The organism is Colwellia sp. MB3u-8 (genome assembly GCF_014076985.1).
Lineage (GTDB): Bacteria > Pseudomonadota > Gammaproteobacteria > Enterobacterales > Alteromonadaceae > Cognaticolwellia.
Window position 1 is genome coordinate 290,828 of sequence record NZ_JACGVA010000068.1, and the last position, 13,700, is coordinate 304,527.

13 protein-coding genes are annotated in these 13,700 nt (G+C 40.5%); 9 read left to right on the forward strand and 4 right to left on the reverse strand.

All coding sequences use genetic code 11. From position 1 onward, the window contains the following. Positions 1-679: 679 nt before the first annotated feature. The 5 genes from petA to H4J54_RS13765 all read left to right on the forward strand — a co-directional run bounded on the left by petA (position 680) and on the right by H4J54_RS13765 (position 4,465). Complete coding sequence (petA, locus tag H4J54_RS13745) at positions 680-1,270, forward strand: ubiquinol-cytochrome c reductase iron-sulfur subunit (protein ID WP_182136669.1); 591 nt, start codon at positions 680-682, stop codon at positions 1,268-1,270. Next, a complete protein-coding gene (locus tag H4J54_RS13750; protein ID WP_182136668.1) occupies positions 1,270-2,538 on the forward strand; it encodes a cytochrome bc complex cytochrome b subunit in 1,269 nt (422 codons plus the stop codon). The genes petA and H4J54_RS13750 overlap by 1 nt, the downstream gene beginning before the upstream one ends. Beyond that, positions 2,535-3,233: a cytochrome c1 gene (locus H4J54_RS13755; protein WP_182191547.1), complete on the forward strand. Its 699-nt coding sequence runs from the start codon at positions 2,535-2,537 to the stop codon at positions 3,231-3,233. The genes H4J54_RS13750 and H4J54_RS13755 overlap by 4 nt, the downstream gene beginning before the upstream one ends. 96 nt (positions 3,234-3,329) lie before the next feature. Beyond that, positions 3,330-3,971 carry a stringent starvation protein SspA gene (gene sspA, locus H4J54_RS13760; protein WP_182191549.1) on the forward strand — a complete coding sequence of 214 codons (642 nt, stop codon included), beginning with the start codon at positions 3,330-3,332 and terminating at the stop codon, positions 3,969-3,971. A gap of 11 nt (positions 3,972-3,982) precedes the next feature. Beyond that, a complete protein-coding gene (locus tag H4J54_RS13765) occupies positions 3,983-4,465 on the forward strand; it encodes a ClpXP protease specificity-enhancing factor (RefSeq protein WP_259367072.1) in 483 nt (160 codons plus the stop codon). A 90-nt stretch (positions 4,466-4,555) separates the two neighbouring features. Here the strand turns inward: H4J54_RS13765 and hemL are convergent, their stop codons facing one another. The 4 genes from hemL to H4J54_RS13785 all read right to left on the reverse strand — a co-directional run bounded on the left by hemL (position 4,556) and on the right by H4J54_RS13785 (position 9,563). Beyond that, on the reverse strand, positions 4,556-5,839 hold the full coding sequence (hemL, locus tag H4J54_RS13770; protein ID WP_182191550.1) for a glutamate-1-semialdehyde 2,1-aminomutase: 1,284 nt from the start codon (positions 5,837-5,839) through the stop codon (positions 4,556-4,558). Between the two features lie 45 nt (positions 5,840-5,884). Further along, positions 5,885-6,895: an aspartate carbamoyltransferase gene (locus tag H4J54_RS13775; protein ID WP_220464247.1), complete on the reverse strand. Its 1,011-nt coding sequence runs from the start codon at positions 6,893-6,895 to the stop codon at positions 5,885-5,887. A 548-nt stretch (positions 6,896-7,443) separates the two neighbouring features. Further along, positions 7,444-7,875, reverse strand: coding sequence for a CopD family protein (locus tag H4J54_RS13780; RefSeq protein ID WP_182191552.1), 432 nt, complete (start codon positions 7,873-7,875; stop codon positions 7,444-7,446). Further along, positions 7,875-9,563 (reverse strand): chloride channel protein, encoded by a 1,689-nt coding sequence (locus tag H4J54_RS13785; protein ID WP_182191554.1) that lies wholly within the window; start codon positions 9,561-9,563, stop codon positions 7,875-7,877. The genes H4J54_RS13780 and H4J54_RS13785 overlap by 1 nt, the downstream gene beginning before the upstream one ends. A gap of 58 nt (positions 9,564-9,621) precedes the next feature. On the opposite strand from H4J54_RS13785, the gene H4J54_RS13790 reads away from it, so the two are divergent. The 4 genes from H4J54_RS13790 to H4J54_RS13805 all read left to right on the forward strand — a co-directional run bounded on the left by H4J54_RS13790 (position 9,622) and on the right by H4J54_RS13805 (position 13,563). Next, entirely contained in the window at positions 9,622-10,365 is a 744-nt protein-coding gene (locus H4J54_RS13790; RefSeq protein WP_182191556.1) for a DUF6776 family protein, read from the forward strand. A 64-nt stretch (positions 10,366-10,429) separates the two neighbouring features. Beyond that, positions 10,430-10,771, forward strand: coding sequence for an iron-sulfur cluster insertion protein ErpA (gene erpA / locus H4J54_RS13795; RefSeq protein ID WP_182191558.1), 342 nt, complete (start codon positions 10,430-10,432; stop codon positions 10,769-10,771). Positions 10,772-11,062: 291 nt separating this feature from the next. Further along, on the forward strand, positions 11,063-12,472 hold the full coding sequence (locus tag H4J54_RS13800) for a M20/M25/M40 family metallo-hydrolase (protein WP_182191560.1): 1,410 nt from the start codon (positions 11,063-11,065) through the stop codon (positions 12,470-12,472). Between the two features lie 473 nt (positions 12,473-12,945). Further along, positions 12,946-13,563 carry a tetratricopeptide repeat protein gene (locus H4J54_RS13805; protein ID WP_182191562.1) on the forward strand — a complete coding sequence of 206 codons (618 nt, stop codon included), beginning with the start codon at positions 12,946-12,948 and terminating at the stop codon, positions 13,561-13,563. Positions 13,564-13,700 lie beyond the last annotated feature (137 nt).

Here is a 13,700-nt window from a genome sequence, read left to right on the forward strand (position 1 = left end):
GATCATGTGTTGTTTTAACGGTTTACGGCCATGTAAGCCTCAATTAAGCACATAATAATATGCTCTTGCGACGTTGTAACGGTTTACGGCTATGTAAACCTCAATCAAGCTTATTAGCTGCAGGGGTTTAGGTACTTATGTGTAGTCTGGAGCCCTAAGCATAACCATGAGAATTTGACTATTTATCGCTATTACCCGGATTGAATTTTACTCAACTGGCATAATGTCTCTGCGGTCTTTAATCAACAAATTAGCTTTAAGATGTAAGCTCACTTTGAGCCTAGTATTCATGTCGCCAATATAGTGAACATCCCCAGCCGACAAGTAAACTTTTAACTAATAGCGAGGTGTTTTTTCTTTTTAATAGCCAGTTAAACACTTAAAACTGACCGCTATTTTATGGCAACTTGCAAGGTAATAAAGCCATAAATACGAATAGTTTTTATTCATTGGGTGCGTGGTTATAATAATTGACTTTTATTTGCATAAACCTGTCTTGAAAAGGTTAATTGCCTTGTAAAAAACGAGGGTTTTCTTTATTATCAGAGCAATTTTTTTATCGTTGATTTAGTAGATCATTTTTATCGTTGATTTAGTAGATCAACAATCTACACAATAACTAGGTAATCCTCTTAGTCATGTGTTGTTGTATTAGCTAGATAATAATTGGAGAGTTTGAATGAGCAATGCGCCTGTTAACAACGGTCGTCGACGCTTTTTGACTGCAGCTACTTCGGTAGTCGGTGGTATTGGTGTTGTCGGTGTGGCTGTGCCTTTCATTGGTTCTTGGAACCCTAGTGCTCGTGCGAAAGCCGCAGGTGCGCCGGTTGAAGTCAATGTAAGCAAAATAGAGCCTGGTCAATTAATTCGTGCTGAATGGCGCGGTAAACCAGTGTATGTGGTACGTAGATCAGAAGAAATTCTTTCTGGTTTAAGTACACATGATGACCAATTAAAAGATCCACAATCAGAAGTGCCACAACAGCCTGCTTATGCGATGAATGCACATCGCTCGATTAAACCTGATTTATTGGTGGCACTGGGTGTATGTACGCATTTAGGGTGTGCACCAACTTACCGCAAAGGTGACTTTGATCAGGAAGTTGCTGGTGTTAAAGACGGTTTTTACTGTCCTTGTCATGGCTCTAAATTTGATATGGCCGGTCGTGTTTTCCAAAATGTCCCAGCACCGACTAACTTGATGGTGCCTGAACACTCTTTCCCAAATGAAGATACCTTACTCATTGGTGTGTCTGGAGGAGAAGCATAATGTCTTTTAAATTAATGGATTGGATCGAACAGCGTCTACCCTTAATGGAAGCAATAAACAAGCATGTTACACAATACCCAGCACCAAAAAATTTCAACTTTTGGTATGTGTTTGGTATTTTAGCGAGTGTTGTTTTAGTCAACCAATTGTTAACGGGTGTTTGGTTAACAATGAACTACGAACCATCAGGTGAAGGTGCCTTTGCTTCTGTAGAGTATATTATGCGTGACGTCGACTACGGTTGGTTATTACGTTATATGCACTCAACGGGTGCATCAGCATTTTTTGTTGTTATTTACATGCATATGTTCCGTGGCATGATGTATGGCTCTTACCAAAAACCTCGTGAATTATTGTGGCTGTTCGGTATGCTGATTTTCTTGGTATTAATGGCTGAAGCCTTTATGGGCTACTTATTACCTTGGGGTAATATGTCATATTGGGGAGCGCAAGTTATTATCTCCATTTTTGGTGCTATTCCGATCATTGGTGATGACTTAACGCTCTGGATACGTGGTGATTATGTTATCTCAGGAGCGACATTAAATCGTTTCTTTGCCTTACATGTTATTGCCTTGCCATTAGTGCTGGTCGTGTTAGTTTTCCTACATATTTTAGCGCTACATGAAGTGGGCTCAAACAACCCAGACGGCACTAATATTAAAAAGCCTAAAGGCAGCGTGGCTCCCGAAGAGTTAAGTAAATTTGCCTTTCATGAGCAGTACACTAAGAAGTACGACATTGTTGACGCTATACCTTTTCATCCCTACTACACAGTAAAAGATTTGGTCGCTATTGTGATCTTCTTAATTATATTCTGTGGGGTTATGTTCTTTGCGCCAGAAGGTGGTGGCTACTTTATAGAAGCGCCAAACTTTGAGCCGGCTAATGGCCTGAAAACACCAGAGCATATAGCACCTGTATGGTACTTTGGTCCTTTCTACACCATTTTACGTATTATTCCTGATAAGCTTTTAGGCGCTGTGGGTATGTTTGGTGCTATTATCGCCTTGTTCATGTTGCCTTGGTGTGACCGTGGTGTGGTTAAATCAATACGTTACCGTTGTACCGCTCATACGGTAAACCTTGTTCAATTCGCTATTTGTTTTATTATTTTAGGTGTTTTAGGTACTTTACCTGCATCGCCACTGAATAACATGATTGGTGTTGTGGCAAGTTTCGGTTACTTTGGCTTTTTCGTGGCTATCTGGATTTACAGTAAAAACGAAAAAACGAAGCCAGTTCCAGATAGGGTGACAGGAAAATGAAAAAATTTATTATAGCAATTTTAGCTGTGCTTCCTATGCTCGTTTCGGCAGCTGGGCCCAGCATACAATTAGATGAGGCTAATAATGACTTACGTGATAAAGCCTCGTTAAAACGTGGTTTTGAAGCTTTTATTGATAATTGTTTAGCTTGTCACCAGTTGCAGTATCAGCGTTATAATCGCACTTTTGCTGACCTGGGTATTTCTGATGAAGATGGCCTAGCAAATTATATGTACACCGGTGAAAAAGTGGGTGATCATATAACTAACACTATGCCAGCTAAAGATGCGGCTAAGTGGTTTGGTGGCGCGCCACCAGATTTAACACTTGAAGCACGCTTTAGAAGCCCTGATTGGATTTACACTTACTTGCGATCTTTTTATGTTGATGAAAGTCGTCCGTTCGGTGTTAACAATAAAGTTTTTAAAGATGTGGGTATGCCACATGTATTACAAAACCTTCAAGGTGTTAAAACAATAGATGAGCACGGTAATCTTTCTGAGGCTACTGGCGGTTCAATGACAACAGAAGAATATGATACTTTTGTTCGTGATATAACCAACTTCTTGGAATACACCGGTGAGCCAAATAAACTTGAGCGTGAAAGCCTAGGTTATTGGGTTATTGGTTTCCTCTTTATCTTGTTGTTCTTTGCCTATTTACTGAAGAAAGAATACTGGAGAGATGTACACTAATTACAAATGTTTTGTGAAACCGTGTAAACTTTAGATATTATTGGGGGCTTTGGCCCCCTTTGTTAGTTTTTTAAATAAGAATTTTTTGGAGGCATTATGGCCATCGCCGCAAACAAACGCTCTGTTATGACTTTATATTCGCATGCAGATGATATGTATAGTCATCAAACCCGCATCGTGTTGGCAGAGAAAGGTGTCGGAGTTGATATTAACTTGGTCGACTTAGCCGATTTACCTGAGGATTTATTGGATTTAAACCCTTATGGAACAGTGCCTACGTTAATTGATCGTGAATTAGCGCTTTATGAAGCGTCAATTATTATCGAATATTTGGATGAGCGTTTTCCGCATCCACCACTTATGCCAGTTTACCCGGTATCTCGTGGTCGTAGCCGTTTAATGATGCATCGTATCGAACAAGACTGGTACAGCCTAGCTAAAGTTATCTACAGTGGACCAGCTGATGCCGCCGCAAAAGCACGTCAAGAATTGAAAGAAAGCTTGTTAAGTGTTGCACCTATTTTGAATGAAGCGCCTTATTTTATGAGTGAAGAATTCAGTTTGGTTGATTGTTACTTAGCTCCGCTATTGTGGCGTTTACCTGTTATGGGTATTGAGCTTGATGGTGAAGGCTCAAAAGAATTAAAAACTTATATGTTAAGAGTCTTTGAACGTGAATCATTTCAAGCGTCATTAACTGAGTCTGAGCGTGAACTACGCTTTGGCGCTCCAGTATAAAGTCGTAAGCTATGACAAGTGAAATGAGCTCAAATAAGCCTTATGTTGTTAAGGCTTTTTATGACTGGATTTTTGATAACGGCCTAACACCTTACATTGTTGTTGATGTGAATGTTTATGGCGTTATTGTGCCTATGTCTTATGTTGATGACGGTCAAATCGTGTTAAATGTTTCGCCGTCAGCTGTGGGTAGTATTGCCATGGGTGAAGAAATTATTGAGCTTAGCGCACGTTTTGGCGGCAAGCTTGAAAACATGAGCATACCTTATGGTGCTGTTGTGGCTATTTATGCCAAAGAAAATGGTGCTGGCACATCGCTAGCGATTGAGCACCCTGAGCCAGGCACTATTACTGAGGAACCTTTACCCTCACCGGTGAAAATGTCTTCAGTCAAAGCAGTAGATAGCAAGGTAACGACTAAAGCGTCAGCTAAGCAGCAAAGCACTCAAGCATCAAAAGTGAAAAAGCCTAGCCTGTCGGTAGTAAAAAATTAAGCAAAATTAAGTATATTGGAATTTTGTTATCCATTAAAAAAGGTAAGCGTTATGCTTACCTTTTTTATTGTCTGCTTGATAATGTAAAGTCTACAGCTGAGCGAAACAACGATCAGCCGCGGCTAAGGTAAATTCAACTTCTGCATCACCGTGTGCCGTTGATACAAAGGCGGCTTCAAAGGAAGAAGGGGCAAGATAAACGCCTTCATCCAACATCAAATGAAAGAAGCGTTTAAACTTTTCACCATCACATGCGGTTGCCTGAGCAAAGCAAGTCACGTTTTCTTCCTCAGTAAAAAAGAAACCGAACATACCGCCAACATAATTAACCGCTAATGATATACCATTGCGCTCTGCAGCGGCTTTTAAGCCCATTGCTAGCTTTTCTGTCGTAGCACTGAGTTGTTCGTGCTTATTATCTTTAGATAGCTCATTTAACGTTGCCAAACCAGCTGCCATAGCAATAGGGTTGCCTGATAATGTGCCTGCTTGATAAACTGGACCAATAGGGGCAATGTAATCCATGATTTCTTTTTTACCACCAAAAGCTCCTACCGGCATGCCACCACCGATAACTTTACCTAAAGTAGTTAAATCAGGCACTATGTTGTAGTGAGCTTGGGCTCCACCTAAAGCAATGCGAAAGCCGGTCATAACCTCATCAAAAATTAAGAGGCTTTTATATTGATCACAAATGGCGCGTAATCCTTCCAAGAAACCTTCGACCGGTGGAACACAGTTCATATTGCCAGCAACAGGTTCAACAATGATACAAGCGATTTCATCACCCATTTCAGCGAAAATTTGTTTTACTTCATCAAGGTTATTAAAGCTAACGGTTAACGTGTGTTTAGCAACATCTTCAGGAATACCGGGAGAACTTGGCACGCCCATGGTTAACATGCCTGAGCCAGCCTTGACCAATAATGAGTCGGCATGGCCGTGATAACAACCTTCAAACTTTAATATTTTGTCACGACCCGTAAAGCCACGGGCCAATCGTATAGAGCTCATGGTTGCTTCAGTGCCTGAACTGGTCATACGTAACTTCTCCATTGAAGGAACCATTTCACGCACTTTTTCAGCCATGGTTATTTCAAGTTCTGTTGGAGCGCCAAAGCTAAGCCCGTTCTGGGCAGTTTCAATCACGGCGGCCAGAATTGCTGGGTGATTGTGGCCTAAAATCATCGGTCCCCATGAACCAACATAATCGACATACTGCTTACCATCAACATCAAAAATATAAGCCCCTTGAGCTTTTTTGATGAACAGTGGTGTGCCGCCTACGCCATTAAAGGCACGAACCGGTGAATTTACGCCACCAGGAATAACTTCTTGGGCGGCATTAAATAATTGCTGAGAATTTTTGGTCATAATATGCTACTCGCGGTTAAGGTAACCTAACTATTGAGGTTAAAATTAGTATTTATTGGTGTGCCAAATGACAGGCTTCTCATAATGGCTAAGTTGGTTTTCAACCCCTAAACTTAGGGCAAATAATGCCATACGTACCAGTACACCGTTTTGCGCTTGGCGAAATATGGCTAAATTATCTAGGTCATTTAAATCGATATCGAGTTCATTCGCTTCAGCACGAGAATCGCGCGGTAATGGGTGCATGATGACCGTATGTTCGTGGCAATATTGCTGATAAATTTTTCGATTCAAACTAAAGTGACCACGGTATAAGTCGGCTTCATCTTTACTGGCAAAACGCTCTTGTTGAATACGGGTTTGGTAAATAACATCGCAGGCCAAGTTGCCTTCAATTTTGTCAGTAATAACCACTTGGTGTCCAGCGTCAGTTAAGGTAGCCACTATACTATCTGGCATTTGCAGAGCCTTAGGGGCAATCATAGTGATTTTGATATTGTTATATAAACTAATTAATTTAGACAGAGAATGCACGGTTCTACCATGTTTAAGATCGCCCATTAAAACAATGTTTAAGCCGTCTAGCCCCATGTCATAACGCGCCATTTCTGACTGTATGGTAAATAAATCCAGTAGTGCCTGTGTCGGGTGTTCGTTAGCGCCATCGCCACCATTAATCACAGGCACACTGCTGCCTTTAGCAAAGTCAGCAACCGAGTGCATGGTAGGGTGGCGCATGGCAATCACGTCTGAATAACCACTAATAACACGGGCAGTGTCAAATAATGACTCGCCTTTTGAAAGTGAAGAGTTCTCTTGTCCAACCGTTTCTCTGACAAAACCACCCAGTAAATTAAAGGCGGTACCAAAACTAACACGGGTGCGAGTACTGGGTTCAAAAAATAAATTACTTAATATCGCCCCTTCAAGTACATGACAGCGCTTTTTTCGCATGGCGTAGGGCGCCATTAAGGTTGAAATCTCTAAAATACGGGAAATACTCTCTCTATCGAACTGCGATACAGATAAGATATGGCTTCCTTCAAATTTCATCATAGATAATACCTAGATTATCTAAATCTTTAGCAAGGCACTGTGCCAGCTGATTTGATAATTTTATTATATAGTGGATTGTTGCTGTTAAGCCAACAACGAAAAATTGTTGCGAAATATAGCATAAAAGTTGAATGCTGAGAATGTATTATCAGGATTTGAATTAAGAAAATGTCTGGAGTTTGACTAAACTGTTGAGAGGGTTAAACAAGATTACAGCCTTGGCAATGCAAGGGCTGTAGTCAGTTGACTAAGCGCCACCGATAGACAGTATAAGATGTCTCTGTGCTTGTTCAGCATTTAAATTTTACGGCTTAATATTGTGGTTTGGAAGTATGGCTTGATATTATGCTTAGATATTACCACTTGCTATAGCGGATAAATCTTACTTTTATCGTCAATCTAATAGGCTAGAGTAAGACTTACCTAGCACCCTATACGCTTTGTACAGGGTGTTATAACTACATCTGTCAGTACTGATAAACATAGCTTTTGGGCATTAATTCGCGCTGGATATAGCAAGTTATAACCAACAGCTTAATATGCCAAGCTTAAAAAGGTTTTAGATAAACCAGCAGTATGACAATCAGTAAGATAATTACAGGTACTTCGTTGAAAAAGCGATAAAACTTGCCAGAACGAGTATTTTTATCAGCAGCAAATATTTTGACTAATTTAAAGCAGTAACCATGATAAATGAGTAATAGCAGCACCAAGGATATTTTCACATGTAACCATTTTGCCGCCGCAAACCAGGGATAGCCATATTGATAAATAATGGCAATACCTAACAAAACCGTCAATAGGGCAAAGGGGGTAACAAAATAAAGTAATCGTCGCTCCATGCCTTTAAGGTGTTGATGTACATGAGGTTCCGCTGATTCGGCATGATTAACAAAAATGCGTGGTAAATAAAAGATACCGGCAAACCACGCGACCATAAAAAAAACATGGAATGCTTTAAGCCAGAGAATGGTAACCATCAGTTGGTTTTTCCTTTTAATAAATAAGAGCTAATATAATCAAAGGTTATTATACCCATAATTTCATCTGGATTATCTTGATATATATAAACACCACCCGTCCTTTTTTTCATTAGCAGCAAATAGGCTTCAGTCAGTGTTGATTGGCTAGAAAGCGGGATCAGCGTGTGTTTTTTTAGCGTCGGCTTAGCGTCTATGTCCGTCATACTTTGCTGGTAAAAAACAAATTGTGTTGTTTCATCAGGCCGTTTTATCTGGTGGATAACATTATCCTGTGGTTTTTGCTTTGATAATGCCGTGGCAATAGTTTTATCATCGACTTGTCGTAACAGGGTGATGCGCTCATCCATCACCCCAATGACTCCAATGCGCTGTAAGAACTTCTCAATAGGGGGTTGTCGGTAGGGTAAGCCCTGAATCTCAAGCTGGAGAATGAAAATTGAACGATTACCAAAAAATTGTCCAGAAAACACACAAGCACTAGTGATAACTATCATGGCGGGTACAATAATCTCTATCTGATTAGACATTTCCACCACACAGAGTAATGCCGCTAACGGGGCATTAAGTGTCGCAGCCATAAAGCCGGCCATGCCCATTAACGCAAAGTCACTGGCAGAAATGTCACCGTTGATAAAGTAGCTTGCGACCACAGAGCCACAGGTTCCTGCGATAGCGCCGATACCAAGAATAGGACCAATAATACCGCCGGGTATGCCTAAGCCAAGCGCAAAAATGGTCATCAGTACTTTTGCGACTAATAAACCCAGTAGTAGTTGCAATTCAAGACTATTTTGCAAAGAAAAATTAATCGCACTTAAATCGGTTCCCATCGCATAAGGCAGTGCATAACCCAAGCTGCCAGTAATTAATGCCGCAGTCAGTATTCTTGGCACAAGGTGAAAACGAGCACTGTGTTTGATCACTAATATCAGGTTGCGATTAAAAATAAAGGCGAAAACACCTAGCACCATGCCGAGTATAGCCAAAACAAGATAATGGTCGATGTTTAAAGTAATGGCGGTAAAATGGCCGAATTCGTGACTGACACCAAAAATATGACTGGTGGTCATCGACCCAACCAGAGCCGCAATCATTACCGGTATAAAAATATGCACTTTATACTCTCGTAAGATAACTTCCATCACAAATAAAACCGCGGCTATTGGGGTATTAAAACAAGCGGCAATACCCGCCGCAATACCGCAAGCACTTAAGCTGCGAATGGCGTTATAAGGTAAATTTAACTTGTTGGCAATATAGCTGCTACAGGCGGCGCCTAAATGCACAGCAGGACCTTCTCTGCCTACTGAAAAACCAGCAGCAAGTGCGGCGGCACTACCGATAAATTGATTAACCGTGTTACGAAATGGCATGACACCATTGGCAACTTTTAAACGATGTAAGACAAAGGGAATGCCGCTGCGGATATACTTGTAACCAGTTACCCAAGCAAATAAGAGAATAACGACAGCACCCATAATAGGTAATTGAAAACGACTTAAAGCGCTTATGCTGTTATAGTCGTCTTTTTCGGGCAGAAAAAATAACTGAATGCCTTCAATGGTAAAAATAAATAGCACAACTAACAACGCCGATGCAAAACCCCCAATAGCGGCTAGTAAACAGAGTTGCCATGACGTTTGTGGCACGGCGAGACGTTTTTTTAGTTGAGTTATTGTCTTCATATTGAGTTATTTTTATTGGACATATTTACAGACACTCTGGATATCATAATACTTTCAAATGAATTGGTTAGCAAAAATAAATTTCCGCACTGTGGTGATGCGCCTAGGAAGCTTTAGTTCAGCGATTTTACTGCTGGTGATCCTGGCCATTGTATTATTCTGCGGCTATCGCCTAGGTAATTTTTATCATGGTTATCAGAATCAGACCTTAGCACAGCAAAAAGCTCGCTTAGATTTTATCTATCAAGAATTAGCTGAGAAGACTCAACACATCAATACGTTAGTAGTTGAGCTTGAAGTTGAACGTATGGCGAATGCACGCAGCCAACAAACCTTAAAACGGATTGAACAAGCGCACTTTCAAGTTAAAAAAGAACTCGCTTTTTATGAAAAAGTCATGGCACCTGAGAAACAAGCAAATGGCCTAGTCATTGACGATGTGACCTTAACAAAAAGCCAAAGTCCTGCTCATTACCGTTTTCAAGTGGTGTTGGTGCAACAAGTATTACGTAAGCGTTATGCGAAAGGTTTTATTGAGTTGACTATTATTGGCAGTTTAAATAATAAGCCCACTAGCATTGACTTGTCTGAGCTGACGACACTCAACAAGGAAGATCTATCCTTTAGCTTTCAATACTTTCAAATTATAAGTGGCGAGTTAACCTTACCGGAAAACTTTATCCCTGAAACCATCAATGTGGCCGCAATATTACCAAAAAGCAGATGGCAAAAATATAATCGTATCGATCATAATTATCCATGGCTGAAAAGTATTGATAATATTACGCAGAGTTCACCATAATACTTGACTAAAACAGTCAAGTTTAAGATAATTACTTTAGTTCATCCGTTTTAAGTTGAGTTATATGTCAAATACTGAATTACCTATTAAATTTTCCGATGCTGCAGCGACCAAAGTATTATCGTTGATCACGGAAGAAGAAAACCCAGACTTGAAATTGCGTGTCTACGTTACAGGCGGAGGCTGCTCAGGATTTCAGTATGGTTTTACCTTTGACGAAAAAGTCAATGATGGCGATATGACCATAGTCAAAAAAGGCGTTACCATGGTGATTGACCCCATGAGTTTACAGTATTTAGTTGACGGCGAAGTTGATTATACTGAAGGCTTGGAAGGCAGTCGTTTCTTGGTAAGCAACCCAAATGCGAGTACAACTTGTGGTTGTGGTTCTTCTTTCTCGATTTAATTACCATCGATTGTAAATAAAAGCCGACGACAGTCGGCTTTTTTGATCTTGGCTTAGCGAAGATTAAAAACCTAAGGCAAGATCGCTAACTTATCGTTATAAAACAATAGGCTCTTTGTTTTTGCGTTTTAAAGGGCAGTTTATCTTTACACTTACCTAGGGTTTAATATTGGTGATATGAGCAAAATCAGGCGAAGTGATTGCAAGTTAATTACCTTTTATAGATACTGATCTCAAGTTGATTAATGGTAACGATACCATCAATAGAAAATAATACAGTTAAGGAAAAATATGATCACAAAAACAAAATTGATTGCCGGCACTTGTCTAGCCGTGTTAATGAGTGTGGGTAGTTTTACGACTAGTGCACAACAACTCAATACTGAGCAACAAGCGCAATTAAAGCAGTTAAAAACAACGGCATTGCAATCAGATTTATCCTACCAATTAATCGAGTCATTAACTACCGAAGTAGGTCATCGCATGATGGGCTCAACAGGGGATAAAAAATCGATAGTATGGGCGGTTAATAAAATGAAAGCCTTAGGCTTTGATAAAGTATGGACCGAAGAAGTCACCGGTAGCTACTGGTTACGTGGTGAGGCAAAAGCCCGCATTGTTGCACCGTATCCGCATGACGTAGTGGTTTTAGCGCTTGGTGGCAGCATAGGTACAGCTAAAGCAGGTTTGACCGCTGAGATAGCGCATTTTGAAACTTTTGCTGATTTAAAAGCGGCACCAGATAATAGCCTAAATGGCAAAATAGCCTTTGTTTCCTATCAAATGGAGCGTCATATCGACGGTAACGGCTATGGTCCTGCTGTAGGTACGCGCGTTAATGGCGCCGTTGTCGCTGCACAAAAAGGGGCTTCTGCCCTAGTGATGCGCTCAGTAGGAACAGACAATAACCGTACCGCTCATACTGGGGTCATGCGTTATAAAGATAAAGTTAAACAAATTCCTGCGGCCGCTTTATCAAACCCTGATGCTGATTTATTAGTTAATCAACTTAAGCGTGGCGAAGCCGTTAGTCTGTATTTGAAAATGACGGCTAGAACTAAAGCTGAAGTGGTTGCAACGTCGGCCAATGTTATTGGCGAGTTTACCGGTAGTGAGTTTCCAGAAGAAATTGTCGCCTTAGGTGCTCATCTAGACAGTTGGGATGTAGGAACAGGCGCATTAGACGATGGTTTAGGTATAGGTATGGTCATGGCGGCAGCGCATCACATCGGGCAATTGCCTGAACGTCCAAAACGCAGCATTCGGGTGATTTTATTCGCCGCTGAAGAAGTGGGCTTATTAGGCGCAAAGCAATATGTCAAAGATCATAAAGATGATATGGCGGCGCATGTTATGGGTGCTGAGTGGGATTTTGGCATAGGGCGTATATATAAAATGACCCCTGGTGTGGGTGCACAATCGCTCAATGCAATACGTGAATTAGCGCAATACTTGGCCCCAATGGGTGTAGCGCTTGCACCAGAGAATAATGCCAAAGGTCAGTCGGATATGAGTGCATTAAGTGACGCAGGTATGCCAAGCATTGACTTTGCACCAGACGGCTCAAATTACTTTGATTATCACCATACTGAAAATGATACTTTGGACAAAGTTGAACCTGAAGCACTTAAGGTCAATACTGCCATTTATACTATGTATGCCTACTTTGTTGCACAAGCTATGGTGGACTTTAGAAAGTAAAGCATGTCAATTGGGATAAGTTAGCCCTTGGGTAAATGAGGGCAGTTTTTGTGATAACACAGGCAAATTTCAGTTTGTTATGCTCAATTGAATGCAAGCTCCAATTGAGTACAACTGGAGCTTGCCTTTTGTTAAATTTTATCAGTATTCCCGTCATAAAAGTTCGCTTATTTGATTGCGATCTACATCAAAGCCCTTAGCGTTAATCGCTTCAGCCATTAGCGAACAAAAGAGACTTACTTATATGTATTTATCTTGATATTTTATTTGCTTAAAGTTAAATCTGTTAAATCTGTTAAATCAGCTAAATAAGATAAGTTAGTTGTCTGCTTAAAAGTAACTTACCTCAAGTGTCAAAAAATATTATGAGCTGTTTACTAAGTTATTTATACTAACGGCCGATATAAAGCATGACCTAACTTGAGTGACACCCTGAATCACACCTTGAATTACAAATTGTGCAAAGAGGCATTATGCAAAAACTACTTATCGCGATCTTATTGACAATAACTCATGTTATGAGTGCCTCTGCTGCTGAATTGAGGGCTGTGCAAATTTATAGTGATAACGTCTTGCTTGATTTAATAAAAGAAAACAAGCATTTAAGCCAAGTAGTTATTGATGATTGTCAACTGGTGCAAGATATTGAAGCGCGAGCGGTAAAGGCGCAAATGCCAGGCTATCAGTTCCTTTGGGGGGATATGCTTGCCTACGGTGTTTGCATAAAAAAAGATGTACCTTTGGGCTTACATTATATGCAAGCGGCAGCCGATCAGGGATTACCTGAAGCGTTAGAGCAAATGGGGCGCTATTATCATCTGGGTAAATTCGTACAAGTAGATATTAATCAAGCTATTACTTTTCTTAAAGAGTCAGCCGCATTGAATAACATAAAAGCTCAGCTTAGATTAGCCAATATGTATTTAGCTGGTCATGGTAGCCCATTGGATTTTCCTCAGCTATACACGCAATTACACCAATCAGTGACTGACGACAAAAAAACGCATAAAGTTATCGCTCAGCACTTAGCAAAGCTAACGAAAAAAATGCCAGAACGTGTAGTCAATGCCGCCAAAAATGGCCAATATTAAAGGCTCAAGTCGATAAACTGTACTTTTATTAATGTTTCAATTTTTATCTCGCTAGGTTTTAACCACCTCAATACACAGCACAGCCTGCCTATTGAAGTGGCTTGGGTATAGCGTTAATCTACGATATACTAAACAAA

Bases quoted from the DNA above. Each gene is read 5' to 3' on its own strand.
- petA (WP_182136669.1), top strand. From the start codon at position 680: ATGAGCAATGCGCCTGTTAACAACGGTCGTCGACGCTTTTTGACTGCA.
- H4J54_RS13750 (WP_182136668.1), top strand. From the start codon at position 1,270: ATGTCTTTTAAATTAATGGATTGGATCGAACAGCGTCTACCCTTAATG.
- H4J54_RS13755 (WP_182191547.1), top strand. From the start codon at position 2,535: ATGAAAAAATTTATTATAGCAATTTTAGCTGTGCTTCCTATGCTCGTT.
- sspA (WP_182191549.1), top strand. From the start codon at position 3,330: ATGGCCATCGCCGCAAACAAACGCTCTGTTATGACTTTATATTCGCAT.
- H4J54_RS13765 (WP_259367072.1), top strand. From the start codon at position 3,983: ATGACAAGTGAAATGAGCTCAAATAAGCCTTATGTTGTTAAGGCTTTT.
- hemL (WP_182191550.1), bottom strand. From the start codon at position 5,839: ATGACCAAAAATTCTCAGCAATTATTTAATGCCGCCCAAGAAGTTATT.
- H4J54_RS13775 (WP_220464247.1), bottom strand. From the start codon at position 6,895: ATGATGAAATTTGAAGGAAGCCATATCTTATCTGTATCGCAGTTCGAT.
- H4J54_RS13780 (WP_182191552.1), bottom strand. From the start codon at position 7,875: ATGGTTACCATTCTCTGGCTTAAAGCATTCCATGTTTTTTTTATGGTC.
- H4J54_RS13785 (WP_182191554.1), bottom strand. From the start codon at position 9,563: ATGAAGACAATAACTCAACTAAAAAAACGTCTCGCCGTGCCACAAACG.
- H4J54_RS13790 (WP_182191556.1), top strand. From the start codon at position 9,622: ATGAATTGGTTAGCAAAAATAAATTTCCGCACTGTGGTGATGCGCCTA.
- erpA (WP_182191558.1), top strand. From the start codon at position 10,430: ATGTCAAATACTGAATTACCTATTAAATTTTCCGATGCTGCAGCGACC.
- H4J54_RS13800 (WP_182191560.1), top strand. From the start codon at position 11,063: ATGATCACAAAAACAAAATTGATTGCCGGCACTTGTCTAGCCGTGTTA.
- H4J54_RS13805 (WP_182191562.1), top strand. From the start codon at position 12,946: ATGCAAAAACTACTTATCGCGATCTTATTGACAATAACTCATGTTATG.